The sequence below is a fragment of the Buttiauxella selenatireducens genome (assembly GCF_031432975.1).
Taxonomy (GTDB): Bacteria; Pseudomonadota; Gammaproteobacteria; order Enterobacterales; family Enterobacteriaceae; genus Buttiauxella; species Buttiauxella selenatireducens.
In genome coordinates, this window is the sequence record NZ_CP133838.1 from 1,049,127 (window position 1) to 1,073,046 (window position 23,920).

General features: G+C 54.3%; 26 protein-coding genes and 1 riboswitch. Of the genes, 21 read left to right on the forward strand and 5 right to left on the reverse strand.

What is annotated here, in order from left to right; translation table 11 throughout:
- Genes RHD99_RS04810 through glmS form a run of 4 tightly spaced genes read right to left on the reverse strand, consistent with a single transcriptional unit; the run spans position 1 to position 4,522 of the window.
- Positions 1 to 1,242 carry a methylaspartate ammonia-lyase gene (locus RHD99_RS04810; protein ID WP_309879073.1) on the reverse strand — a complete coding sequence of 414 codons (1,242 nt, stop codon included), beginning with the start codon at positions 1,240 to 1,242 and terminating at the stop codon, positions 1 to 3.
- Entirely contained in the window at positions 1,242 to 2,687 is a 1,446-nt protein-coding gene (locus tag RHD99_RS04815) for a methylaspartate mutase subunit E (protein WP_183270370.1), read from the reverse strand. The genes RHD99_RS04810 and RHD99_RS04815 overlap by 1 nt, the downstream gene beginning before the upstream one ends.
- Before the next feature lie 15 nt (positions 2,688 to 2,702).
- Positions 2,703 to 4,091 (reverse strand): methylaspartate mutase accessory protein GlmL, encoded by a 1,389-nt coding sequence (gene glmL / locus RHD99_RS04820; RefSeq protein ID WP_183270369.1) that lies wholly within the window; start codon positions 4,089 to 4,091, stop codon positions 2,703 to 2,705.
- Complete coding sequence (gene glmS / locus RHD99_RS04825; protein WP_309877680.1) at positions 4,091 to 4,522, reverse strand: methylaspartate mutase subunit S; 432 nt, start codon at positions 4,520 to 4,522, stop codon at positions 4,091 to 4,093. Before glmS ends, glmL begins: the two co-directional genes overlap by 1 nt.
- A 684-nt stretch (positions 4,523 to 5,206) precedes the next feature.
- Here glmS and cobA point away from each other — a divergent pair.
- The 3 genes from cobA to RHD99_RS04840 are packed head-to-tail and all read left to right on the forward strand — an operon-like array spanning position 5,207 to position 7,770.
- Complete coding sequence (gene cobA / locus RHD99_RS04830; protein ID WP_309877681.1) at positions 5,207 to 5,980, forward strand: uroporphyrinogen-III C-methyltransferase; 774 nt, start codon at positions 5,207 to 5,209, stop codon at positions 5,978 to 5,980.
- 27 nt (positions 5,981 to 6,007) lie between these two features.
- A complete protein-coding gene (cobD, locus tag RHD99_RS04835; protein ID WP_309877683.1) occupies positions 6,008 to 7,081 on the forward strand; it encodes a threonine-phosphate decarboxylase CobD in 1,074 nt (357 codons plus the stop codon).
- 47 nt (positions 7,082 to 7,128) lie between these two features.
- Positions 7,129 to 7,770 carry a precorrin-2 dehydrogenase/sirohydrochlorin ferrochelatase family protein gene (locus RHD99_RS04840; RefSeq protein ID WP_309877684.1) on the forward strand — a complete coding sequence of 214 codons (642 nt, stop codon included), beginning with the start codon at positions 7,129 to 7,131 and terminating at the stop codon, positions 7,768 to 7,770.
- A gap of 6 nt (positions 7,771 to 7,776) precedes the next feature.
- Here the strand turns inward: RHD99_RS04840 and RHD99_RS04845 are convergent, their stop codons facing one another.
- Positions 7,777 to 8,643 carry an L-threonine kinase gene (locus tag RHD99_RS04845; RefSeq protein ID WP_309877685.1) on the reverse strand — a complete coding sequence of 289 codons (867 nt, stop codon included), beginning with the start codon at positions 8,641 to 8,643 and terminating at the stop codon, positions 7,777 to 7,779.
- Between the two features lie 576 nt (positions 8,644 to 9,219).
- A riboswitch (cobalamin riboswitch) is annotated at positions 9,220 to 9,394 on the forward strand.
- A 96-nt stretch (positions 9,395 to 9,490) separates the two neighbouring features.
- On the opposite strand from RHD99_RS04845, the gene RHD99_RS04850 reads away from it, so the two are divergent.
- From RHD99_RS04850 to cobS, 18 genes are read left to right on the forward strand one after another with little or no spacing between them, the layout of a single operon-like run.
- On the forward strand, positions 9,491 to 10,870 hold the full coding sequence (locus RHD99_RS04850; protein ID WP_309877686.1) for a cobyrinic acid a,c-diamide synthase CobB: 1,380 nt from the start codon (positions 9,491 to 9,493) through the stop codon (positions 10,868 to 10,870).
- Positions 10,867 to 11,826 (forward strand): adenosylcobinamide-phosphate synthase CbiB, encoded by a 960-nt coding sequence (cbiB, locus tag RHD99_RS04855; RefSeq protein WP_309877687.1) that lies wholly within the window; start codon positions 10,867 to 10,869, stop codon positions 11,824 to 11,826. The genes RHD99_RS04850 and cbiB overlap by 4 nt, the downstream gene beginning before the upstream one ends.
- 10 nt (positions 11,827 to 11,836) lie before the next feature.
- On the forward strand, positions 11,837 to 12,466 hold the full coding sequence (locus RHD99_RS04860) for a cobalt-precorrin-8 methylmutase (RefSeq protein ID WP_309879075.1): 630 nt from the start codon (positions 11,837 to 11,839) through the stop codon (positions 12,464 to 12,466).
- On the forward strand, positions 12,466 to 13,602 hold the full coding sequence (gene cbiD / locus RHD99_RS04865) for a cobalt-precorrin-5B (C(1))-methyltransferase CbiD (RefSeq protein WP_309877688.1): 1,137 nt from the start codon (positions 12,466 to 12,468) through the stop codon (positions 13,600 to 13,602). The genes RHD99_RS04860 and cbiD overlap by 1 nt, the downstream gene beginning before the upstream one ends.
- Entirely contained in the window at positions 13,596 to 14,201 is a 606-nt protein-coding gene (gene cbiE, locus RHD99_RS04870; protein WP_309877689.1) for a precorrin-6y C5,15-methyltransferase (decarboxylating) subunit CbiE, read from the forward strand. The genes cbiD and cbiE overlap by 7 nt, the downstream gene beginning before the upstream one ends.
- Positions 14,191 to 14,760 carry a decarboxylating cobalt-precorrin-6B (C(15))-methyltransferase gene (locus tag RHD99_RS04875; protein WP_309877690.1) on the forward strand — a complete coding sequence of 190 codons (570 nt, stop codon included), beginning with the start codon at positions 14,191 to 14,193 and terminating at the stop codon, positions 14,758 to 14,760. The genes cbiE and RHD99_RS04875 overlap by 11 nt, the downstream gene beginning before the upstream one ends.
- Positions 14,753 to 15,526, forward strand: a complete 774-nt coding sequence (locus RHD99_RS04880) for a cobalt-precorrin-4 methyltransferase (RefSeq protein WP_183270357.1) — start codon at positions 14,753 to 14,755, stop codon at positions 15,524 to 15,526. Before RHD99_RS04875 ends, RHD99_RS04880 begins: the two co-directional genes overlap by 8 nt.
- 27 nt (positions 15,527 to 15,553) lie before the next feature.
- Complete coding sequence (locus RHD99_RS04885; RefSeq protein WP_309877691.1) at positions 15,554 to 16,279, forward strand: precorrin-3B C(17)-methyltransferase; 726 nt, start codon at positions 15,554 to 15,556, stop codon at positions 16,277 to 16,279.
- On the forward strand, positions 16,276 to 17,064 hold the full coding sequence (locus tag RHD99_RS04890; protein WP_309877692.1) for a cobalt-precorrin-6A reductase: 789 nt from the start codon (positions 16,276 to 16,278) through the stop codon (positions 17,062 to 17,064). Before RHD99_RS04885 ends, RHD99_RS04890 begins: the two co-directional genes overlap by 4 nt.
- A 3-nt stretch (positions 17,065 to 17,067) precedes the next feature.
- The gene (gene cbiK / locus RHD99_RS04895; protein ID WP_309877693.1) at positions 17,068 to 17,862 is read left to right on the forward strand and encodes a sirohydrochlorin cobaltochelatase; all 795 of its coding nucleotides are present in this window, start codon (positions 17,068 to 17,070) and stop codon (positions 17,860 to 17,862) included.
- The gene (locus RHD99_RS04900) at positions 17,859 to 18,575 is read left to right on the forward strand and encodes a cobalt-factor II C(20)-methyltransferase (protein WP_309877694.1); all 717 of its coding nucleotides are present in this window, start codon (positions 17,859 to 17,861) and stop codon (positions 18,573 to 18,575) included. The genes cbiK and RHD99_RS04900 overlap by 4 nt, the downstream gene beginning before the upstream one ends.
- A complete protein-coding gene (gene cbiM, locus RHD99_RS04905; RefSeq protein WP_309877695.1) occupies positions 18,572 to 19,309 on the forward strand; it encodes a cobalt ECF transporter S component CbiM in 738 nt (245 codons plus the stop codon). Before RHD99_RS04900 ends, cbiM begins: the two co-directional genes overlap by 4 nt.
- Positions 19,310 to 19,311: 2 nt before the next feature.
- The gene (locus RHD99_RS04910) at positions 19,312 to 19,593 is read left to right on the forward strand and encodes an energy-coupling factor ABC transporter substrate-binding protein (protein ID WP_183270351.1); all 282 of its coding nucleotides are present in this window, start codon (positions 19,312 to 19,314) and stop codon (positions 19,591 to 19,593) included.
- Entirely contained in the window at positions 19,580 to 20,257 is a 678-nt protein-coding gene (locus tag RHD99_RS04915) for an energy-coupling factor ABC transporter transmembrane protein (RefSeq protein ID WP_309879077.1), read from the forward strand. Before RHD99_RS04910 ends, RHD99_RS04915 begins: the two co-directional genes overlap by 14 nt.
- Positions 20,258 to 20,265: 8 nt before the next feature.
- Complete coding sequence (locus tag RHD99_RS04920) at positions 20,266 to 21,081, forward strand: energy-coupling factor ABC transporter ATP-binding protein (protein ID WP_309877696.1); 816 nt, start codon at positions 20,266 to 20,268, stop codon at positions 21,079 to 21,081.
- Positions 21,078 to 22,601: a cobyric acid synthase gene (locus RHD99_RS04925; protein ID WP_309877697.1), complete on the forward strand. Its 1,524-nt coding sequence runs from the start codon at positions 21,078 to 21,080 to the stop codon at positions 22,599 to 22,601. Before RHD99_RS04920 ends, RHD99_RS04925 begins: the two co-directional genes overlap by 4 nt.
- Positions 22,598 to 23,149 (forward strand): bifunctional adenosylcobinamide kinase/adenosylcobinamide-phosphate guanylyltransferase, encoded by a 552-nt coding sequence (gene cobU / locus RHD99_RS04930; RefSeq protein ID WP_309877699.1) that lies wholly within the window; start codon positions 22,598 to 22,600, stop codon positions 23,147 to 23,149. The genes RHD99_RS04925 and cobU overlap by 4 nt, the downstream gene beginning before the upstream one ends.
- Positions 23,140 to 23,898: an adenosylcobinamide-GDP ribazoletransferase gene (cobS, locus tag RHD99_RS04935; protein ID WP_309877701.1), complete on the forward strand. Its 759-nt coding sequence runs from the start codon at positions 23,140 to 23,142 to the stop codon at positions 23,896 to 23,898. The genes cobU and cobS overlap by 10 nt, the downstream gene beginning before the upstream one ends.
- Positions 23,899 to 23,920: the final 22 nt, after the last annotated feature.

Below are 23,920 nucleotides of genomic sequence, written 5' to 3' on the forward strand. Positions count from 1 at the left end.
TCAATCCTTTGTCTGCAGGAGCGCAATAGTGCGGTTCATTTCGTTGAACACAATATTGAGACCTTCATCAAAGCCCATACCTGGCTTTATCAACATGCGCATTGGACGCGCGGCCAGTGCCACGTGAACACAGGTGCGAGCACTGATCTCGGTTTCGTTACAGGTACCGCCTTGATAGGCTTCCATTCCGTGTTTATTGCAATACAGCACGGCGTCAACGATGTTATGAATTCCCCCGAGATCCGGCGTTTTGATCTGCACCATGTGGCAACTGCCCGCGTCGGTGAAATCAACGATATCCTGGTAGGTATTACACCATTCGTCGGCGACGATCTTCACACCGGAACCCAGACGGGTCAGCTCGTTGGTAATGGCGGTCAGCATGAGGATCTGATCCGGTTTGTTACCGGCATCAACAGGGCCTTCAATGTACAGCGGCAGACCCTGGGCTTCTTTCTCAAGGCTGGCGATGTACTCGGCGCAACGCACCGGATCCATATCGAAAATCAGACCGATGGTGCCGTACACGTCGATATGCAGTGTCGGCTGATAGCTCTTGCTGGTGCGCAGCTTCAGAATGCGGTCAGACAACCAGCGCACGTATTCGCGCAGTTTTTCGCCATGGAAGCCCAGCTTCTCCTCCACGTTGTTGATCAGCGCATGCGGCAAGACATCCACACCTTTCAGGATCATTTTATCGACAGCGATATAGCGGTCATCCCCGCTCTGGCCGAATAATGGAATCGCTTCCGGGACACATGGCAACTGCCATTCGTTACAGACCACTTCCGCTTTGATACAGCCTGTAGCCAGCGCAGTGGCATCGAGCAGCGCCTGAGAAAGACCATAACGAACGGCGGTATGAAGCAGATGCCCGTCGATCATCAATGTGTCGAAAAAGCGCGCATTCGGCAGGAACGCGTCGACATCACGGCCTTCCAGCAACGGTTTGATATGGTCGTTGAGGAACGGAATAAAGTTTTCCGCAAGGAACAGCGGATCGCGGCCGCCAGCCCCTGAATATTGCACCGCTGCACAGTCACCGACAGCAACCGCCCCATTTTCCAGAATCAGCTGTACCGAAACGCATTCCCCCGCCTGACGCACGGCTGTGAAACCCGGTGTGACGGGTTTGCCGGTATAAATGAAGCCGTCGTGACCGGCACCATCTTTAATGGCCTGTTGATCGTCAAAATAAAATGAGGAGTAGCCTGCGGTGAAAAGCGCTTGTTTAATTTTCATCATGGTCTTCCTATTAATTTACTGTGGGATACAGCGTTGATGTCATCAATAACCATCTGGAATGAAGGTTTACGGCCTTCGAATTGCGCACGCTCCGCGACGTAGTCACGGTGCAGGGCCAGAATGTCATCCGGCAGCGGAACCGCTCCAGCATCAAGAATACGAATGGCGCCCGCGTTATCGCGCACCGGTAAAATTTTGCCTGCGTTACAAGAGGCTGGGGCGAAAGGTACATCCAGCACGCCAGCTTCAAACGCCAGTACTGTTCCGCGTGCGATATCGCCATTGCCCAGCTCGAAGACCTTCTTCAGCACGGCACGCACTTCGCTCTTAATCAGGGACACTTCCTGATCGACGGCTGGGCACGCTGGGAATTTCTGGTCGCTGACCATGTTGAGCATCTGGCGTGAGGCTTTCAGACCCTGGGCGTTAGCCGCAGCCGTTGGGATACCGAAGGCTTCGTGTGGACTCTTGGTGATCACCTTAGTGGCACCGGCCATACCCGCCACTGCTGCACCCCAGGAGATAATGCCGAAGGCTTTGGATTCATCTTCCGGGAAGCCGCCCATCCACTGGTGGAATACGGTGCTCAGCTCGTAATCATCGAAGCCGTAGTTATAGAAATACTCATGGGACAGTTCGCGCAGCGACTTAATTGCAGCGATATCCTGGGTCAGGCAGCCCACCTGGCCGTAGCCAACGGTAATGGATTTCACGCCCTGTTCCAGCGCCAGCAAACCTTCAATGATCGCCACGGAATGCGACATGAAAGGCGGGATCAGCGTGCCGGTCAGCGGGCCGAACGGTTCGCGGTTAATGCGAATGCCATTTTCTTCATACAGACCCATCAAACGGTCGCAGTACTGCCAGTCACGGATGGATTTTTCCAGCGTGACGCGCTTGGCGTAAGGGATGTTGTAAGAGATGCCGCCACCTTCGTAGCTGGTAAATCCACTGGCCATCGAGATTTCAGCCAGCAGGCGCGCATCCGGCGTTCCGTGGCGAATCTGTATGGGTTTTTCCAGCGTTTCGGTCAAACGACGGCAGGCAGCCACACCGTGGTTGACAACGGGCAGGCCGTTTAACTTGGATGTCCCGGCTTCAATGGATTTCTGAATCCCGACCGCCGCTTCTTCGTAGCGGTTAAGACGGGTATAGGCATCAATGGTGGAAGGTAGAAGGTCACACTCTTCCTGCAACGTTTTGAGCAGTTCGATGTGCTCATCCATTAAGGCCACGCCCGCACGCGGCTGGCTCAGGGTTTTACCTTCCTGATCGGCCTTCAGCAGGGCATGAGAAAAGCGTTTATTCTCCGGAATGGTTTGCTGGTACTTCACGCCATCTTCAAAGTTCTCAACGTCTTTACCGGTATGCCAGGTCTGGAGGACCTGATGCCGTTCGGTCATGAATTCATCATGGGTTAACTTTTTATTACGGAGTTCCATTCGTTGCAGCCTTATCTATAGGGTTAAACATTGAATGCTGGTGCGAGCGGCAAGCTGCGGATAAAGCCTGGCGACGTTTGCCAGCAGCGGAAGCAAGCCTTTTGAATCGCGGTAATATTCAAATTGGGTGGGTAACAGAATGCGTCTGCCGTCGTCGTCAAGTTCGCGGTATTTCATCCAGTTGTGGATGTCGAACTGGCTGGCGCGGGATAGCCATCCGCCTGAGCCAATCACTCGACGAACGGTGGTCAGGTCGCGTCCCATCTGCAAATCGACGCTTCCCACGCAGGTACACACCTGTTTTTTGGTGCCTGCATGGCGTTCGCTGGCGTAACCGACACACAGTCCGGCCAGTACGGTGTCGAAATACCGCTCTTCCTCGTTACACGGCAGGTAATCCGGTTGAGCCGCCAGATGTTGCAGATAGCGATAAAAAGCTTCCTGGCGTTGTGGTTGATGTGCGAAGACCACATTCACCAGCTCCTGGGTGCTGTCACCGACCACCATGGCAGAGACGCGCATCCCCAAATCGCCCTCAACGGTGCGTTTGACGAACGGTTCAGGCACGCCGTGCAGCACGGTGTCAGGAGAAAGGTTATTTGCGCTGGTGGAGTAGACATCGGTCGTCGCGCCGCCCATATCAATCAGCATGAACTCCTTCCACGCGCTGTCGGAATCGCTGATCGCTTTCGCCAACTCGTAGACGGTCCACGGCGTCGGCATCGGCTCCTCGCCCGTTTCCCCCACGATGACGTCCAGACCTTTTCCTTTGACGATACGGGACAAAAACAGATCGCAAATCGCCTGCCGGGCGGCATAAGGATTGGGGTGATCGAGATCGGGCAGAATGTTGTCCACCGTGGTCAGATCTTTATGCCCCAGAATCGACTGGATATCGTCCTGAATGTCGCGGTTTCCGGCGTAGATAATGGCGCAATCCAGGTTCGATTCCGCCAGCGCATGGGCGTTGGCCAGACCGTAACTTTCTTCACCGCCGTCGGTTCCACCGGTAAACAGCAGAATGTCAGGAGGTGAGGTTTCCAGCGCCTTGATATCGTGGCGATTGAGCTTGTACGAGTAGTACTGCGCGATTTTCGCTCCCGCTGAGTGGGCGGTCACTTTCGCTGATTCCAGAGTGATTGACGGCACCAGCCCCATCGCGGCAACGGCAAGACCGCCTTTCGCTGATGAGGAGTATTTCAGGGTCACTTCACCGCTGTTCAACAGTGGGCGAGCATCGCTAACATTTAGCACCTTATTCAGGCTGTTAAAGAATCCGTCAGCCAAATGGTGCGTGGTGGTTGGGGTCAGGACGTGGTTCACCAACGTTAACGCATCCCCCTCCCGAGCAAAGAGGGCTGCCTTGGTCCACGTCGAGCCGATGTCGACAGAGACGATTTGCATCAGATGGCCTCTTCAAGACAACGTTCGTCAATGTCATTCGCAATCAGGCTACAAACATCTTCGAGATCGCGGCTTGGGGCGAAGACGCGGTTGAAGCCCATCTCTTTGAACTTGGCTTCAATGTCTGCAAAGTCATGTTTGCCGACGACCAGGTTGCCGCCCACATAGAGCAGAATGTCGCCAATCCCGCGTTCAATACAACGCTCGCGCAGACCCAGGCAGTCGATGTCACCGTGACCATAAATGGATGACACCACAATGGCATCGGCACCCGTTTCGATAGCGGCATCGATGTATTCGTCCTGGCTTACCATTACCCCCAGATTGATTACGCGAAAATCATGGGCAGTAAAAACGCGATCCAAAACTTTATTGCCTACCGCATGGCAGTCAGCACCAATGACGCCAATAACAAGTGTTGATTTTTTCATTAATAATCCTCTGTAGGGCTGATAATCAGAAAGTAAGAACTATTGCTATTATTTATTGCGCAGGTTGATTGCGCCTTTTAACTGGGCTGGAGTTTCTTTTCCAGGCGGGATTGATGCAATTGATCTATTTTCAGAATATCTTTCGTAAAATGATTGTTTTGTGGTCACTGTTTTAAATTTCTTTTAAAATCAGTGTGTTGAAATTGTTTTTTATAGTGTTTTTAATATTTGGATTATAATTGAGAGTGGGTTTGTTTTCATGTTTGTGATCTGAATCCTATTTTTTATTTAATTCAAATATTGTTATCGTTAATAACGAATTAAGAAGGTTATTTAAGTGAAAGTGTGAATTCCTTAACGGATTTTTAAGTATTAAGGGTGTACCTGAATGTACGGTAAATTAGGTGGTAGATTAAATTAACTTATTCAGTTAATAGAATGTTAATATTAATGAGGTGTTTTATTACAATGAATACAAAATACATCAAATTAATAACTAATATTAATGCCCATCACTATTTTTCATTTTCTGATATTTATGTATAACCTCTTTCTGTAAAGTCAATAAATAATGAGAAGCACATCAAGTATTTTTAACGGTGACTCCTGAATAATGTGTTGGAATTTAAGCGCCAAATTATGATGTTGGAGTTTTTTTTTAAACTTATCATTTAGGAAGATTCTATGAATGAAGGGAAAGTCTGGCTTGTTGGTGCTGGCCCCGGTGATGTTTCTTTAATTACCGTAAAAGGGTTATATGCGATTCGTCACGCAGAAGTGATTGTTTACGACCGTTTGGTTAACCCTGAACTATTAAGACAGGCTCCCGAAGACTGTCTCATGATTAACGTTGGGAAGAACCCTAATCACCACCCGATTCCCCAGGACGAAATTAATGCCATCCTGGTGGAATATGCCCGGCAGAACAAACAGGTTGTCCGTCTAAAAGGCGGTGACCCTTATGTTTTTGGTCGTGGTGCTGAAGAAGTGGAACAATTGGCAAAAGAGGGGCTGGCATTCGAGGTTGTACCGGGTATCAGTTCCGCTATTGGTGGCCTGGTTTACGCGGGGATCCCGGTGACGCACCGCGATTACGCCTCCAGCTTCCATGTTATTACCGGACACATGTGTCAGGGTAATGACCCGCAAAACTGGCATGCTTTTGCGCAGCTCGACGGGACGCTGGTTATCCTGATGGGCATGACCCGGCTGGTAGAAATATGCCAGCAATTAATGGCCGGCGGAAAGTCTGCGGATACGCCAGCCGCCGTGGTGATGTATGCCAGCCAGACGCGCCAGCAGGTTGCGCGAGGAACGCTTGCCACGATTCACCTCGAAGTCGAGCGCCAACAACTTCATGCCCCCGCACTGATCGTTATTGGTGACGTTGTGAATCTGCATGATGTACTGGCATTTTCGGCTACCCAGCTAGAAATTGACCAGGAATTTGTCTGCTAATGCGCGGGTTTTCTGTGAGGCAGACCCATGAGTGAACATGGCGGGAACAGTGTCGAAGTCGCACAACAACTCAGTATTGCCCCAGAATCCCTGCTGGATTTCAGCGCAAATATCAATCCTCTGGGTTTATCAGAGCGCGTCAAATCGCTGATTACCTCTCATCTGGATGTTATTGAGCGCTATCCGGATATTGAATATCGCCATCTTCATCAGGCGCTGGCAATGGCTAATCAGTGTGATGTTGAGCAGGTGATTGCTGGAAACGGCGCCACGGAGCTGATTTATGGCCTGGTGCGGGCGTTATCGCCACGTCGCGCAATGCTTCTGGTGCCCGGTTTTGCTGAATATCGCCGGGCACTGGTGCAGCATGGCTGCGAGGTGATTGAATATCGGTTAAATGAGGAGCAGGGCTTCCAGCCGGACAGACAACTCCTCGAAGCCGTTCGTCAACGAAGGCCCGACTGTCTATTTATTGCCACGCCGAATAACCCAACAGGATTGATGCCTGAACCTCAGCTGTTAATCGAACTGGCGGAATTGTGTGAAACGCTCCAGATAGCGCTGATAGTGGATGAAGCTTTTATTGATTTTCTTCCCCATGGATCAAGCCTGGCCTTACGTTTGACGCACTCGCGTTATCTCTATCTGCTGCGTTCGCTGACCAAATTTTTTGCCATCCCAGGTCTTCGTCTGGGCTATTTGCTCAGTGGTAACAGGGCGAGAATCCGTCAGCTGAAAAATAACCGCGAGCCCTGGTCGGTCAATGCACTCTCGTCACTCGTCGGCCAGTACCTGCTCAATGATGACGATTACATTAATGTCAGCCATAAGTATATTGCCCGGCAGCGGGATTATTTATGGCAGGCCCTGAGCCAGTTTGCGTCGTTGCTGGTCTGGAAACCGACCGCCAACTACCTGTTTTTCAAATGCATCAAAAAAGATATTGATCTGAAAGCCGCGCTGTTAGCGCATCGTATTCTGATTCGCCACTGTGAAAATTATCCCGGTCTTGATAGCCGTTACTATCGGGTGGCAGTGCGTACGGAAGATGAAAACAGGACGTTGATTCAGGCGTTAACCCAGATATTAACGCGTGACTGACACTATCCGCCGGGCACACTTACCCCCCAACTCACACCCACGCCACGATGGACTACTTTCCACTATTTTGTGATCTGAAAGGCAAGCGCTGTTTGATTGTTGGCGGCGGCCAGGTTGCCACGCATAAAGCCCGTGGCCTGTTGCTGGCGGGGGCGACGTTGCGCCTGGTCGCACCGTCGATCACTTCTGAGCTCGAGCTGCTTTGTGCAGAACACGATATCGAGTGGCTACCCGTTCCATTGATAAAACAGCATCTTACGGGGTGTTGGCTGGCGATCGCGGCAACCAATGACGCTGCGGCTAATCGCCTGGTCAGTCAATGGGCAACGGCTGAACAGAAGTTCTGTAATTGTGTAGATGACCCTTCGTGCGCATCATTTATTACCCCTGCCATTATCGATTGCTCTCCGGTGATCATTGCCGTGAGTTGTGGGGGGCATGCGCCGGTTTACAGCAAAATCCTCAAACAACATCTGTCTGAGCAACTTCCTGCTGGTATGCGTGAGATGGTGTTACTGGCGGGCGTGTTGCGGGAGCGGGTAAATCAATCTTGTGATAGCCGCGAGAGAAAACGGGCATTCTGGACGATGTTTTTTCATCATGCGCCTCTGCGGCAAGCCGTGTCAGAGAACAATACTGATGAAATTCACCAACAGGTGGAGAGCCTTTTCCAGAACGCTCTTTTTTAACCGTCGCTACTGTAAGGTCGCGCCGCCCTCGACCATCTTCAGCAAGTGATGCACCGGCCAGTGTTGGTTTAAGCGTGATTCCGTCAATAACCCTTTCACAAGGTCAACGTCATGTTTATTGCGGTCCAGCAGTAACCCCACCACGCTTCCACTGTGAGCAACATTGATACCGTAGAGATCGCACTTTTCTACCAGCGATAACAAAGACTTAAACTCGGGTTTGGGCAGAATATTCTGGCTCGCCTGCGCGCTAAGCGTTGCGCCTTCGCCCATCAGTCGCGGATTGTTCTGCTCACAGGCTTGCTGAATTTTTCCCCAGGCGCTCTCCAGTGCGGTGACATGCCTTTGCAGCAAGGTGTTTCTCTCCATGCGGTGATAATCTGCCGTACGCAACGTTAATGGGCTTTCTAGCACCAGCAGATCCAGCTCCGGTTGCGGGTGACAGGCAATCCGCGTCGTCCCTTTGTTATGATCGAACAACGACAGGCTGCGAAAAATAGTGCTGTCGGTGGGTTCGAGCGAAACACACAACGCCGCCAGCGCCTCTTCACCGAGTTCATGACCTAAATAATGGGCGGTGGCGAGCGCCGTGGCGGCAATATCCGCGGTGCTACTGGCCATCCCTTTGGCTACCGGAATAGTAGAGTGACGCTCAATACGAATTTCACGGCTCAGATCTGCCGGATAGTGCCAGTGAGAAAGAAGCTGTTTCACCATGGCGCGTGAGAGAGGAAGTTCATTCTCCAGCGGGGCACCTGCGGTGACTTCAACGGTGCTGTACCAGTCCACAGGACAAGACACCAGCTTTTCGCTGCCGAGGATCCACCCCTGGATAAGTTCGCCGCAGGATGCGGGGCATTGGGCTATTGCCACGTTCACCACCTCGTTTATCCCCTCATACTTCGAGTTGTCGCCTTGCTGCAACTCGAAGTATGAAGGGGATAGTTAATTAGAATTTGCGCGATAGTGACACGGCACTAAATGGCTTTTATTGATTTGTCACAATATAGTTTTATCCACTGGTTTAGCAATAAAAATAAATATCACACTGAATGCAGAATATGTGTTACCGACAGGGCGTATTTGTTATTTGATTTATTATCATGTTATTGTGATTTATTTTCATGAAGTTATTGGCGTATTTACTGCAACTATTTTGACGTTTAAAAATGAGAGAAAAGAGTGTTTTGTTATTGCATGAACAAAAAGGGTATTAATTGTGGAGTGTGTCAAAGTAAGTGAATTTAATTGGTCTGATAAATTGTCGTAGCGCAAGAATTTAATTCGTTAGTGGCTATAACCTGTGTCGAGTTTTTATTTGGTGATGTTCTGAAGCGTTTTTAAATTATGTCTCTATACCCGTCATCCTTCAAGTTGCAGGGGGGTTGGCTGCAACTCGAATGATAAAGGGTATATGTATGAAGACGCGTGAATTAATTCCATGCGCGACTAACTGTAATGCTAACTGATATACCACCTTGTGTGGTTGGGAAGGGGGTTTAAATCCCCCGCAGCCCCCGCTGCTGTGATGCTGACGAACCCGTAATGCCACTGATCGCAAGATTGGGAAGGGCGGGTGAGAGTGACGCTAAGCCAGAAGACCAGTCTGTTAGCCAAAAACAACAACTTCGGTGGGAAGTGGGTTGCTCAGATGCGTCTGGTCGAAAGACCGGGTAACCGCACTTCCTGACAGCCCGACCACCCTGAACAGGATTGGGGTATGGCAGTCAGGAAACGGACATTCATTCTTGCAGGCACCTCCAGCGGATGTGGAAAAACCACGGTCACGCTGGGTTTGCTTAGCCTCCTCAAACAGCGCGGATTGCGCGTTCAGCCTTGCAAAGTGGGGCCTGACTACCTTGATACCGGCTGGCATCGCGCCGTGACCGGCACATGTTCCCTGAATCTTGACCGCTTTATGTTGCCCGTCTTCACGTTAAATGCCCTGTTTGCTGAGCGTATGCAGCATGCGGATATTGCGGTGATTGAAGGCGTGATGGGGCTGTTCGATGGCTATGGCACCGATCCTGATTATTGCAGCACGGCGGGGATGGCAAAGCAGCTTAACTGCCCGGTCATTCTGCTGGTCGACGGAAAAGCCGTCTCGACCTCGATTGCCGCGACCGTCATGGGGTTTCAACGTTTTGATCCTGCGTTGCCGCTGGCGGGTGTGATAGTCAACCGCGTCAATAGCGAAAGCCATTATCAGCTACTGAAAAGCGCGATTGAGCGCTACTGCAACGTGCCTGTATTGGGCTACGTTCCCCGCGTGGAAGGGGTTTCGCTACCGGAAAGGCATCTGGGGCTGGTGACCGCACGCGAGTCCGTCGTCAATTCGCAACCATGGACAGACTTCGCCAACGTGCTGGAAAACACGCTGGATATTGACCAACTGCTGGCACTGAGCGTCTGCGATGCGCTCCCTTCAGGAGCGTGGCCCGAATTACCGTCTGCAGATTGCGGCAAAGGATTAACGCTGGCACTGGCGGATGACGAGGCGTTTAACTTCTACTACGCCGACAATATTGCCCTTCTTGAACGCGCAGGCGTGCGCATCGTGCGCTTCAGCCCCCTGCATGACAGCCAGTTGCCGGAGTGCCAGATGATCTGGTTCGGTGGCGGCTACCCGGAACTCTACGCGCAAAAGTTGTCCGCAAATCATGCCATGCGCGCGCAAATCCTTGCCGCCCATCAACAGGGCGTGGCGATTTATGGCGAATGCGGCGGGTTGATGTACCTCGGAAGCTCACTACAAGACAGCCACGGCGTGACTTATCCGATGGTCGACGCCATCCCCGGCCATAGCGCGATGGGCAAAAAGCTAACCCGCTTTGGCTACTGCGAAAGCCGCGCGCTGGTGCCAACGTTGCTGGCCGACGCAGGCGAAACGCTGCGGGGCCACGAGTTTCATTATTCAGATTTTACGCCGGAAACTCCGGCGGTCATGGCGAGCAGTAAAACCCGCGACGGCGCGGTTCTTCAGACGTGGTCGGGCGGCTGGCAGGTGGGGAATACCTTCGCCAGCTACCTGCATATTCATTTTGCCCAGCGTCCCACTCTGCTTAATCGCTGGATCTGCGCGGCCAGGAGGGCGAGATGACTCTACTGGCCTGGGCGGTGGCGTGGATTCTGGATTATCTGCTGGGCGATCCTCACCACTGGCCGCACCCGGTGCGCTGGATTGGCGCGCTGATTACCTTTGTACAACGACTCGTCAGACGTTGCTGTCGCAGCGAAACCGCCTTGTCCATCGGAGGCGGTTTGATGTGGCTAAGCGTCGTAGGGATCACGTGGGGCGTGGCGTGGGGGCTGCTGCATATTGCCAATGCCATTCACCCAGCTTTCGGATGGATTGTCGAAGTCTGGATGATTTTCACGGTGCTTGCCGCCCGCAGTCTGGATGACGCCGCGCGTGACGTAGAGCAGCCGTTACGTGCGGGCAACCTCGAAGAAAGCCGCAAAAAACTCGCCTGGATAGTCGGGCGGGACACTTCTCAACTGCACATGCCGCAAATCAATCGTGCCGTGGTGGAAACCGTCGCGGAGAACACCGTGGATGGCGTGATTGCGCCGCTGTTTTTTCTGCTGCTGGGCGGAGCGCCACTGGCGATGGCCTATAAAGCCGTCAATACGCTGGATTCGATGGTGGGCTACAAACACGAAAAATACCGCGCGATTGGCAAAGTCAGTGCGCGAATGGACGACCTTGCCAACTTCATTCCGGCGCGTATCAGCTGGTTGTTACTGAGCCTTGCCGCGTGGCTGTGCCGAAAAAATGCCGTGGACGCGCTGCGTATTGGTTGGCGCGATCGCTATAACCACAGCAGCCCCAACTGCGGTTGGTCTGAGGCCACGGTGGCGGGGGCGTTAGGTATTCGTCTGGGCGGGCCGAATGAATACTTTGGGCAACGGATTGACAAACCCTGGCTCGGGGACGCTTCCCGCGAGATAGCCGTTGACGATATTTCAGGAACGATTCAATTGATGTGGGTGGCTTCCACGTTGGCGCTGATGCTGTTTGCGCTGGTGCGGATTATCTGGTCTGGGGCTTTCTGAGGGCAATATGATGAATTACATACAACAACCACAAGCGATTGAAACCAAGAGTTTCGAGATTATCGGCGAGATCGTGCGGGAAACCCGGCCGGAATACCGTTTTGCCAGTGAGCTGCATGAAGCGGTGATTAAAAGGGTCATCCATACCACGGCAGATTTCGACTGGCTGGATATCTTATGGTTTTCCGAGCATGCGCTCGACAGCCTGTGCGCCGCGTTGCGCAGTGGCTGCACGGTTTATACGGACACCACCATGGCGCTCTCCGGGATCAATAAATCGCTGTTGGCCAGTTTCGGTGGCGAGTGCCGTTGCTATATCAGCGATCCCCACGTTGTGCGCCAGGCGAAAGAGCATGGGATAACGCGTTCCATGGCGGCGGTGGATCTGGCGCTGGAAGACGAAGGCGAGAAGGTCTTTGTTTTTGGTAACGCGCCAACCGCGCTGTTCCGCTTGCTGGAAAAGGACACCCCGGTTCGCGGCGTGGTTGGCGTTCCGGTGGGGTTCGTCGGTGCGGAGGAATCAAAAGAGGCGCTCACGACCAGCCATCTGCCAGCCATTGCGGCGCGCGGGCGCAAGGGGGGAAGCAACGTCGCGGCCGCCATCGTCAACGCCATGCTGTACCACATGCGGGAGGCGTGATGAGCGACTCCTTCGATGCGCCGGTATGGCATAACGGCAAAGCGTTACGCAAAGGATATACCACCGGCTCCTGCGCGACGGCGGCAGCAAAAGTTGCGGCGTTGATGGTCCTGCGCCAGCACCTGATTCATCAGGTTTCTATTACTACGCCTTCCGGCGTGGCGCTGTGTCTGAATGTTGAATCGCCGCAAATCGAAGGGCAGCAAGCCCTTGCCGCCATCCGTAAAGACGGGGGTGATGATATTGACGCCACGCACGGCATGCTGATTTTCGCCCGAGTCGCGCTGAATGATTCTGGTCAGATAACCCTTTGCGGTGGCGAAGGTGTAGGAAAAGTCACGCGCAAAGGTATCGGCCTGCCGGTCGGAAGCGCTGCTATCAACCGGACACCGCGCCAGACGATCGAGTCAGCCGTACGTGAGGTGATTGGGCCATCGCGTGGCGCGAGTGTGGAGATCTTCGCCCCCGAAGGGGAGATTCGGGCACAAAAAACCTATAACGCTCGGCTGGGCGTGATCGGTGGCATCTCTATCATCGGCACCACGGGCATTGTGACCCCGATGTCAGAAGAGAGCTGGAAGCGTTCGCTGGCGCTGGAACTGGAGTTGAAGCGCGCAGCTGGGCTGGATCGCATCGTGATGGTGCCAGGGAATCATGGCGAACGTTTTGTACGCGAGCGGCTTGGGGTGGATAGCCAGTCCATCGTCACCATGAGCAACTTTGTGGGTTACATGATTTCGGAAGCGGTGCGCCTGGGATTCCGCCACATCGTGTTGGTCGGGCATCCGGGGAAACTTATCAAGGTCGCCGCCGGGATATTTCATACCCATAGCCATATTGCCGACGCCCGCATGGAAACGCTGGTCGCGCACCTGGCCCTGCTTCACGCGCCTTACGAATTACTCACCGCCGTCAGCCAATGCGACACCACCGAGGCGGCGCAAGAGCACATCGACGCCTGGGGTTTTCAGCACATCTATAACCACCTTGCCGAACGCATTTGTCTGCGTGTTGCCCAGACGTTGCGCTTTACCAACCATCCGCCAGTTTGTGATGCCGTGATGTTCTCTTTTGATAATCAACTGCTGGGCAGCAATCGCCCGTTGCAGAACATCGCGGAGGAATTGCAATGCTGACGGTTGTGGGGATGGGGCCTGCGGGCCTGCATCTGATGACGCCCGTTGCAAGCCGGGCTGTCGCTGAAGCTGAGTTTCTGGTCGGCGGGAAGCGCCATCTGGCGCAGTTCCCTGATTTCTGCGGTGAAACGCGTGAACTTGACGCCGATATCCCCGGTTTACTCGACTGGATTGAACGCCGGTTATCGCACCGTGTGGTGGTGTTGGCTTCCGGCGATCCGCTGTTTTATGGCATTGGCACCCGGTTGGTCGCGCATTTCGGTATTGAGCGCGTGCAGGTGATCCCTGGGATCAGTGCGGTGCAATACCTGTGCGCCAAAACCGGCATTGATATGAATGATATTTGGTTGACCAGCAGCCACGGCAGAACTGTCGATTTCGATGCGCTGATTCGCCAGCACAAAGTGGCGATGGTGACAGATAAATGGTGTGGCCCACGAGAAATAGCCGCTGAGCTTAACGCCCGAGGGGCCGGGCAACGCTGGCTGGTGATCGGTGAAAACCTGGCGATGGAAAATGAACGCATCCACCGGCTCCGCGCCTGTGATGTCCGAGCTGAGTACGACATGAATGTCCTGGTGATCCTCAATGAAAGATGAGCTGTTTTTACGCGGGGCAAAAGTCCCGATGACGAAGGAAGGGGTGCGGACGTTGGCACTTGCCAGGCTGGATCTCCATCGGGCCAGCCATTTTATCGATGTTGGCGCAGGCACAGGCAGTGTCTCAATTGAAGCCGCGCTCAGCCACCCTGAACTTCGGGTGACGGCAATCGAACGAAACCCCGCGGCGCTGACACTGCTGGCGGAAAATCGCGGCCATTTTGATTGCCGAAATATTGAGATTATCGCCGGTGAAGCCCCGCTGGCGCTGGGGGAAAAAGCCGACGCTATTTTTATCGGCGGCAGCGGCGGCAACCTGACGCAGTTAATTGACTGGGCATTGAACCAGCTCTGCCCGGAGGGGCGTCTGGTGCTGACGTTTATCCTTCAGGAGAACCTTACCGCCGCACTTCATCATCTCTCTTCCCGCGGCATTCACGATTTTGATTGCCTTCAGTTGCAGATTTCCGAGTTAACCACACTGGGGAACGGGCATTACTTCAAACCCAATAACCCCACTTTTATGATTTCCTGCCAGAAGGAAAAAAATCATGGCTAAGACTTTTGATCCCCATTGCGTCTGGTTTGTTGGCGCGGGGCCCGGTGACCGTGAACTGATTACGCTCAAAGGCTACCGTTTGCTGCAAGAAGCGCAGGTGGTGATTTACGCCGGGTCGCTCATCAACACTGAGCTGCTGGAATATTGCTCGAAAGAAACAGAGTGCCACGACAGCGCAGAGCTGCACCTGACACAAATTATCGACCTGATGGAAGAAGGGATTAAAGCCGGTAAAACGGTCGTCCGCCTGCAAACCGGCGATGTGTCGCTCTACGGATCAGTTCGCGAACAAGGCGAAGTGCTGGCGAGCCGTGGTATCCCGTGGCAAGTGGTGCCGGGCGTCAGTGCTTTCCTGGGCGCGGCGGCGGAGCTGGGCGTGGAGTACACGGTGCCTGAAGTTTCGCAAAGCCTGATCATCACGCGTCTGGAAGGGCGCACGCCAGTGCCGCCGCTTGAGCAGATTGAATTGTTCGCCAGCCACCAGACATCCATGGCGATTTACCTCTCCGTTCAACGTATCCACCGCGTCGCCGAAAGGCTGATTGAGGGCGGATATCCCGCGTCGACGCCGGTCGCGGTTGTCTATAAGGCGACCTGGCCGGAAAGCATGACCGTGCGCGGTACCCTGGCGGATATTGGCGACAAAGTCCGTGACGCGGGCATTCGCAAAACCGCGCTGATTCTGGTCGGCGCGTTCCTCGGCGAAGAGTTCCATTATTCGCGGCTTTATGCAGCGGATTTCAGCCATGAATACCGTAAAGCCTGAGTTAATCACACTGGGAGTTTCACACTGATGTTAAGCGTAATTGGGATTGGCCCTGGCTCGCAGGCAATGATGACCGTCGAAGCCGTGGAAGCGTTGCAGTCTGCCGAGATCGTGGTGGGTTATAAAACCTATACCCATCTGGTGAAGGCTTTCACCGGCGATAAGCAGGTGATCAAAACAGGGATGTGCAAGGAAATTGAACGCTGTCAGGCCGCGATTGAACTGGCGCAAAACGGACACAACGTGGCGCTGATCAGCAGTGGCGATGCCGGTATCTACGGCATGGCAGGGCTGGTGCTTGAGCTGGTCACCAAACAGAAGCTGGATGTGGAAGTGCGGCTGATTCCGGGAATGACGGCCAGCATCGCCGCCGCTTCTTTGCTCGGCGCACCGTTAATGCACGATTTTTGTCACATCAGCCTGAGCGATCTGCTGACCCCCTGGCCGGTGATTGAAAAACGCATCATCGCTGCGGGCGAAGCCGATTTCGTCATCTGCTTCTACAACCCACGCAGCCGTGGCCGTGAAGGGCATCTGGCCCGTGCCTTTGAACTGCTATCTAGCACTAAACGTGCGCAAACCCCTGTGGGCGTAGTGAAGGCTGCCGGACGTAAAAAACAAGAGAAATGGGTCACCACACTGGGCGAGATGGATTTTGAATCCGTGGATATGACCAGCCTGGTCATCGTGGGTAATCAGGCGACCTATGTCGAGCAAGGGCTGATGATTACTCCACGAGGTTACACGCTGTGAAATTCGGCGATGTGTTGGTCGTCGGGGGCACGAGCGATGCCCGAGCGCTATGCCGACAACTGGATGACGCAGGGGTTGCGTACACCCTGTCGGTCGCGACACCGACGGGCGAACACCTCGCGGGAGACATCGCCGGAGCGGTGCGCTGTGGGCGCATGGATTTTCAACAAATGACCGCCTGGTTGCGCAAACAGGGCACGAGCTGGGTGATTGATGCTTCACACCCGTACGCGGAAGTTGTCAGCGAAAACCTGGTGCGCGCCTGCCGGGAAACCGGCGTGCTGTTAAGCCGATACCAGCGGCCAGAGCAATGTGCCGAAGTGGAACATCCACTGCTTTATTGCGTTAAGAGCATCGATGAGGCCTGCCAGGTTGCTGCGACCTTGGGTGAGCGCATTTTGCTGACGACAGGGAGCAAAGACCTCGCCGCCTGGCGCGCAGGGTTGGCGGGAAAAACGCTGATGGCCCGTGTGCTGCCGGTCGCGGAAGTGCTGCAACAGTGCGCTGACCTGGGATTTGGCGTGAATCAAATCTTCGCGCTGTGCGGCCCCTTCAGTGCCGAATTCAATGCCGCCTTTTACCAACAGTGTCGGGCAGATCTGGTAATCACGAAAGCATCAGGCGCGGAAGGCGGGTTCCTCGAGAAAGTTCAACCCTGCCTGGAAGCAGGGATCCCCTGCATTGTCATCATGCGCCCGGCACCTCTGGTGCAGGGTTCTGAATTACTGGAAAGCCAGACGGCATTTTCACAACGTTTGTCACGCTGGCTGAAACAAAAGGATTAAACGATGAAAAAAGCGCTTCTTGTCGTGAGTTTTGGCACCAGCTACCACGACACCGGTGAAAAAAATATTGTGGCGTGTGAACGCGATCTGGCTGCCAGCGTTCCCGATCGCGATCTTTTTCGTGCTTACACCTCAGGGATGATCATCCGAAAGTTAAAACAGCGTGATGGCATCTCTGTCGATACGCCGATGCAGGCGCTACGAAAGCTTGCCGATCTTGGGTATCAGGACGTGGCGATCCAGTCGTTGCACATCATCAACGGCGATGAGTATGAAAAGATCGTCCATGAAGTGCAGATCATGCGGCCCTTGTTTTCACGGCTGGTGATTGGTGCGCCTCTGCTCAGCAGTTTCGATGATTATTCGACGCTCATGGCGGCACTGCGCCAGCAAATGCCCGCACTGGGTGAACGGGAAGAAGTGGTGTTTATGGGCCACGGCGCCAGCCATCACGCGTTCGCCGCTTATGCCTGTCTTGATCACATGATGAAAGCGCAACAGATCCTCGCGAGAGTGGGCGCGGTAGAAAGTTACCCGGAGGTGAGCCAGCTGATTGACAACATGCTTGCCGAAGGCGTTCGCGCCGTACACCTGATGCCGTTAATGCTGGTGGCTGGCGATCACGCCATCAATGACATGGCTTCTGACGAAGCCGATTCGTGGAAATCTCAATTCTGCGCCGCAGGGATCCCAGCTACACCGTGGTTGAAGGGGTTGGGTGAGAACCCGGCGGTGCGTGCGATGTTTGTCGCACATTTGCAGCAGGCAATTAAAAGCGCAATGAAGGAGGCAGCATGACGGGAAAACTCTATGCAATCAGCACCGGACCTGGGGCAAGCGACTTAATCACCGTGCGGGCATCACGCGTACTGGCCACGCTGGATGTGGTGTATGCCCCAGCCGGGCGTAAAGGCGGCGATAGCCTGGCCCTTTCCATCGTCCGTGAATATCTGGGTGAGCACACGCAGGTCTGTTGCCGTCATTTCCCAATGAGCGCTGACAGTGCTGAAAAAGAGGAAGTGTGGGATGCGGTTGCCGCCGAACTGCAAAGCGATGTCGAGTCAGGAAAACGGGTCGGCTTTATAACCCTCGGCGATGCCATGTTGTTCAGCACCTGGGTCTTTTTGCTCAAGCGGTTACAGAATCCTGACTGGCTGGAAATCATCCCCGGCGTGACCTCTTTTTCCGCGATTGCTTCACGTTCTGCCACGCCGCTGGCGATGGAGACGCAATCGCTGGCCGTGATTTCCTGTACTGCGCCAGAAGCCGAGATTCGTCGGGCGCTGGAGCAGCATGACAGCCTGGTATTAATGAAAGTGTATGGCCGCTTTGCGCGCATTAAATGTCTTCTGCAAGAAGCGAATTTGCTGGATTGCGCCTTGATGATGGCGGAAGCCACGCTACCGGGGGAGCAGTGCTGGCGGGAACTGAGCGCCATAAATGACGAGAACCCACTGCCGTACTTCTCAACCATTCTGATTAATAAACAGTGGGGCAGAGAAAGAAAATGAGTCTCGAAAAACAGCTTAAACAGCTTTCGTTCAGCGGCCTGGCAGCGGCGCTATTGTTGATGGTGGTGCCAGAGCAGGCGTTTGCGATGCACATTATGGAAGGGTTTTTACCGCCGATGTGGGCGCTGGCCTGGTGGCTGCTCTTTTTACCTTGTCTGTGGTACGGCCTGGTGCGTTTACGCCAGATTGTAGCCGAGGACAGCCATCAGAAAGTTCTCCTGGCGCTGTGCGGCGCATTTGTTTTCGTCTTGTCGGCACTGAAAATTCCGTCGGTCACCGGGAGTTGCTCGCATCCCACGGGCGTTGGGTTGGCGGTGATTTTGTTCGGGCCGGGCGTGGTGGCGATCCTCGGCGCGGTGGTGCTGTTGTTCCAGTCTCTGCTATTGGCTCACGGCGGTTTGACGACGCTTGGCGCTAACGGAATATCGATGGCGGTGATGGGGCCGGTTGTGGGTTATCTGGTGTGGAAACTGGCTTGCCGTGCAGGGTTGCGTCGTGATGTCGGCGTCTTCTTATGCGCCATGCTGGCGGACTTGACCACCTATTTTGTGACGTCGGTACAGTTGGGGGTCGCGTTCCCGGATTCGGAGGCAGGCATGATGGGATCGACTCTCAAGTTTATGAGTATTTTCTGTTTGACGCAGATCCCGATCGCGATAGCTGAAGGGCTACTGACCGTATTGATCTACGACCAAATAACGAAACGTCGGTTGATAACGGTAGAGGGGCACTAACGATGAAAAAGACAATTATTTTGCTCGGGATGGTCATTGCGCTGGTGATACTGCCCTTCTTCGTTGACCACAATGGCGAGTATGGCGGTTCCGACGGTGAAGCAGAAAGCCAGATTCAAATCATCGCCCCGAATTACACACCGTGGTTCCAGCCGCTGTATGAACCCGCAAGCGGCGAAATAGAAAGCTTACTGTTTACCTTGCAGGGCGCTTTGGGCACGGCGGTGATTTTCTACATTTTCGGTTACTGGAAAGGGAGACAACGTGCAACTGACCGGGCTTGACCGAATCAGCTATCAGAGCCGCTGGTATCACGTTTCACCGGTCCGCAAGTTCTGGCTGTGGCTGGCGATGATGGTGCTGGCGTTTGTCCTGCCGCCGTCTGGCCAGGCTTGTCTGCTGGCGCTGGTGGCGGCGCTAACCTGCTGGTTACTGCGCATTTCGCTCAGGCGTTGGTGCCGTTGGATGGCGCTGCCTTTTGGTTTTTTGCTGGTGGGGGTTGTCACTATTCTTTTCAGTATCAGCCACCAACCTGGGGCGCTGCTATGGAGCGTGCCGGTGGGCAGCGTCTGGGTTGGTATCAGTCATGACGGCTTGCTGATGGCAAATGCCACCTTCTGGCGCAGCCTGGCGGCGCTGGCGTCAACCTTCTGGCTGGTACTGAATCTGCCTTTTCCGCAATTGATTGTGTTGCTGCAACGGGCGCGGGTGCCGCGTTTAATGACCGAACAAATTCTACTGACATGGCGCTTTATTTTTATTTTGCTGGAGGAGGCGCTGGCTATCCACCGCGCTCAGACGTTGCGCTTTGGTTATCGCCGTCTGCCGCAGGGATACCGATCGTTTGCGATGCTGGTCGGACTGCTTCTCACCCGCGTGATGATGCGTTATCAGCAAATGGTGACGGTGCTGGATATCAAATTGTATCAGGGTGATTTTCACCTGTAAGGAGCGTCATGCTAGCCACTGAATCTCTCTGGTTCCGCTACCAGGATGAGCCGGTACTCAAAGGTGTTTCGCTGGATTTCTCACGCCATTCGGTCACCGGGTTAGTGGGGGCGAACGGTTGCGGAAAATCGACATTATTTATGAACCTGAGCGGCATTCTGAAGCCGCAAAAAGGGGCGGTGCTGTGGCAGGGAAAACCGCTGGATTACAGCAAACGCGGTTTACTGGCGTTGCGACAGCAGGTGACCACCGTTTTCCAGGACCCGGAACAGCAGATTTTCTACACCGATATCGACAGCGACATTGCGTTCGCGCTGCGCAATCTCGGGATAGATGAAGCAGAGATTGCGCGGCGGGTAGAGGAAGCGTTGACGCTGGTCGACGCGCACGCCTTCCGTCATCAGCCGATTCAGTGCCTGAGCCATGGGCAGAAGAAACGTGTCGCCATTGCGGGCGCATTGGTACTCCAGGCGAAATATCTGTTACTGGACGAGCCGACGGCGGGGCTGGACCCGTCAGGGCGCATGCAAATGATTGAAATCATTCGGCGCATCGTCGCTCAGGGCAACCATGTGGTGATCTCCAGCCACGACATCGATTTGATTTACGAGGTGAGCGACGCGGTGTATGTGCTCAACCACGGTGAGGTTTTGGCGGAAGGGACGCCGGAAGCGGTCTTTTCCCGTCATGCCTGTATTCAGCAAGCGGGGTTAACGCAGCCATGGTTGGTCAAGTTGCACCTCGAGCTGGGATTGCCGCTTTGTAAAAATGAGGCGGATTTTTTTGCCCGGATGCGGGCGACATACATTCAGGAGGCGTCATGAAGCGGGCAATCATGCTACAGGGAACGGCATCTGATGTCGGGAAAAGTGTTCTGGCTGCGGGGCTTTGCCGTATTTTCCATCAGGATGGATGGCGAACCGCACCGTTTAAATCGCAGAACATGGCGCTGAATTCCGGCATCACGCCGGAAGGTAAAGAGATGGGGCGGGCGCAAATATTCCAGGCCGAAGCGGCGGGAGTTGTGCCGGATGTGCGAATGAATCCGGTGTTGCTGAAGCCGACCAGCGATAGCAAGGCGCAGGTGGTACTGATGGGGCAGGTGGCCTGCAACATGGATGCCGTCAGTTACCACGAATACAAACCGCGTCTGCGCGAACAGGTGACGGCGGCTTATAACAGCCTTGCGCAGGAATATGACGTGCTGGTGCTGGAGGGGGCGGGTAGCCCGGCGGAGATCAATTTGCGCGACCGCGATATCGTCAATATGGGGATGGCGGAAATGGCAGGATGCCCGGTTATCCTGGTGGCGGATATCGATCGTGGCGGCGTTTTCGCCTCTATTTACGGCACGCTGGCGCTGTTGCAGGAGCACGAACGCTGGCGCGTAAAAGGCGTCATCATTAATAAATTCCGGGGTGACGTGGCGTTGCTTAACCCTGGGATTGAACAGATTGAGTCGTTAACGGGAGTCCCGGTGTTGGGAGTGATGCCGTGGCTGGATGTCGATCTGGAAGATGAAGACGGCGTGGCGCTCCAGCGGGGTAAATATTTGCGCACCGAAAAGCGCGATATCGACATTGCCGTGGTGCAATTGCCGCACATTTCCAACTTTACGGATTTCAATGCGCTGGCGGCGCAACCGGATGTGCGGGTGCGATATGTTCGCCATCCCGAAGATCTGGACGGTGTGGACCTGGTTATCTTGCCGGGCAGCAAAAACACCCTTGGCGATCTGACCTGGATGCAGGAGCACGGGCTGGCCCAGAAAGTGCTGGAGTTACATCGATGCGGCGTGCCGATCATCGGCATTTGCGGCGGTTACCAGATGCTGGGCGATACCATTATCGACGAAGTGGAATCCGGGCTTGGCACATTACCGGGGCTGGGGTTGCTCAATACCGTGACCCAATTTGCCAGCAGCAAAACCACCACCCAGGTGACGGCTGAAATCGCCGCCTCATTGCCCGGTTGGCTGGCGCAGGCGTCGGGGATTGTGGTACGCGGCTATGAAATCCACATGGGGGAAACGCGTTTAACGACGGGTTGTCGTCCGGCATTGTCGCTGGAAAAAAACGGCGGGACGGTGGCTGACGGCGCGATCAGCGATGATGGGCTGGTTTTTGGTACTTATCTGCATGGATTATTCGACAGCAACGCCTTCACGCGGGCGGTGGTGGATGGTCTGCGGGCGAGGAAGGGATTAGCCGCGCTGACCAATACCGTGGATTACGCGAGTTACAAAGCCCAACAGTTTGATCTTCTGGCCGCCGCCATGCGGCAAAACATTGATATAGAAAAAATTTATAACGTCATGCGTGAACACCAGGAGGCAACGGAATGATTCTGGTCACGGGGGGCGCACGCAGCGGAAAAAGCGCCCATACAGAACGGCTGGCCGCACAGCATTGTGACCACGTTTTATACATTGCCACCTCTCTGGTTACGGATGACGAGATGGCATTGCGCGTGGCGAAACATCAAGCGCAACGGCCAGAACACTGGCGTACCTGGGAAGGATTCCGCGATGTGGGCGACGTGATTCGCCACCATTTGCAGCCTGGAGAAGGCGTGATGCTGGAGTGCGTCACCACCATGCTTTCAAACCTGCTTTATGAAGAAAGCGGAGGCGCTGACCCTGAAACGCTGGATTTTCCTGCGCTGGAAGCGTTCTTGTACCGTCAGATTGACGACCTCATCGCGGCATGCCAACAGTCTTCAGCCCCGATCTTCATTGTGACTAACGAACTGGGCATGAGCATCACGCCGTCTAATCGCCTCGCGCGCCATTTTGTGGATATCTCCGGCAGGGTAAATCAAAAGTTGGCGCAGGCGGCAGAAGAGGTGTGGTGGGTGGTGTCGGGGATTGGGGTAAAAATCAAATGTCGCTAAACATGCTGGTCGCGACGATGCGATTTATTACCCGCATTCCGGTGCCAGAAAAGTGGGCTGACGGCGTTGAGTTCAGCCAGTATGGCAAGGGCGTGCCGTATTTTCCCATCGTGGGCTGTATTGTCGGCGGGATTGCCGCGTTCGTTTCGCTGCTTGTCAGCCAGAGCGGGGGCGGCATTTATATTGGCGCGCTGACCTATGTTTTGGCACTCGCTTTTCTGACCGGCGGGTTTCATCTGGATGGGCTGGCGGACACCTGCGACGGTCTTTTTTCTGCCCGAAGCCGCGAGCGTATGCTGGAAATTATGCGCGACAGCCGCCTGGGAACGCACGGTGGCCTGGCGTTGGTCTTCTGTATCCTCATCAAAACATTCGCCGTTGTTTCGCTTTCGCATTATCCCGTTAAAGAACTCTTCGCTCTGTTGATTTGCGCGCCGGTGGCCGCCAGGTCAGCCATGGTGCTGGCGATGTACAGACAGCGCTATGCCCGCGCCGGTGAAGGAATGGGCAATGTTTACATCGGCCAGATTAGCGGCTTTCAGGCAGCAACAACCTTGATTATTGGGGCGCTGCTGGTGGTGTTGCTCGCCGGATCGCGGGGGCTTATCGCCATTCTGGTGACCTGGTGTGTGGTTTATGGCGTCGCGTCATTTATCCGCCGTCAGTTAGGGGGGCAAACCGGTGACACATTGGGTGCCTCGGAAGAAGTGGGTGAACTGGTTTTTCTGCTGGCATTGCTGTGGGTTTGAATGACGCGTTAAACAATTGAGG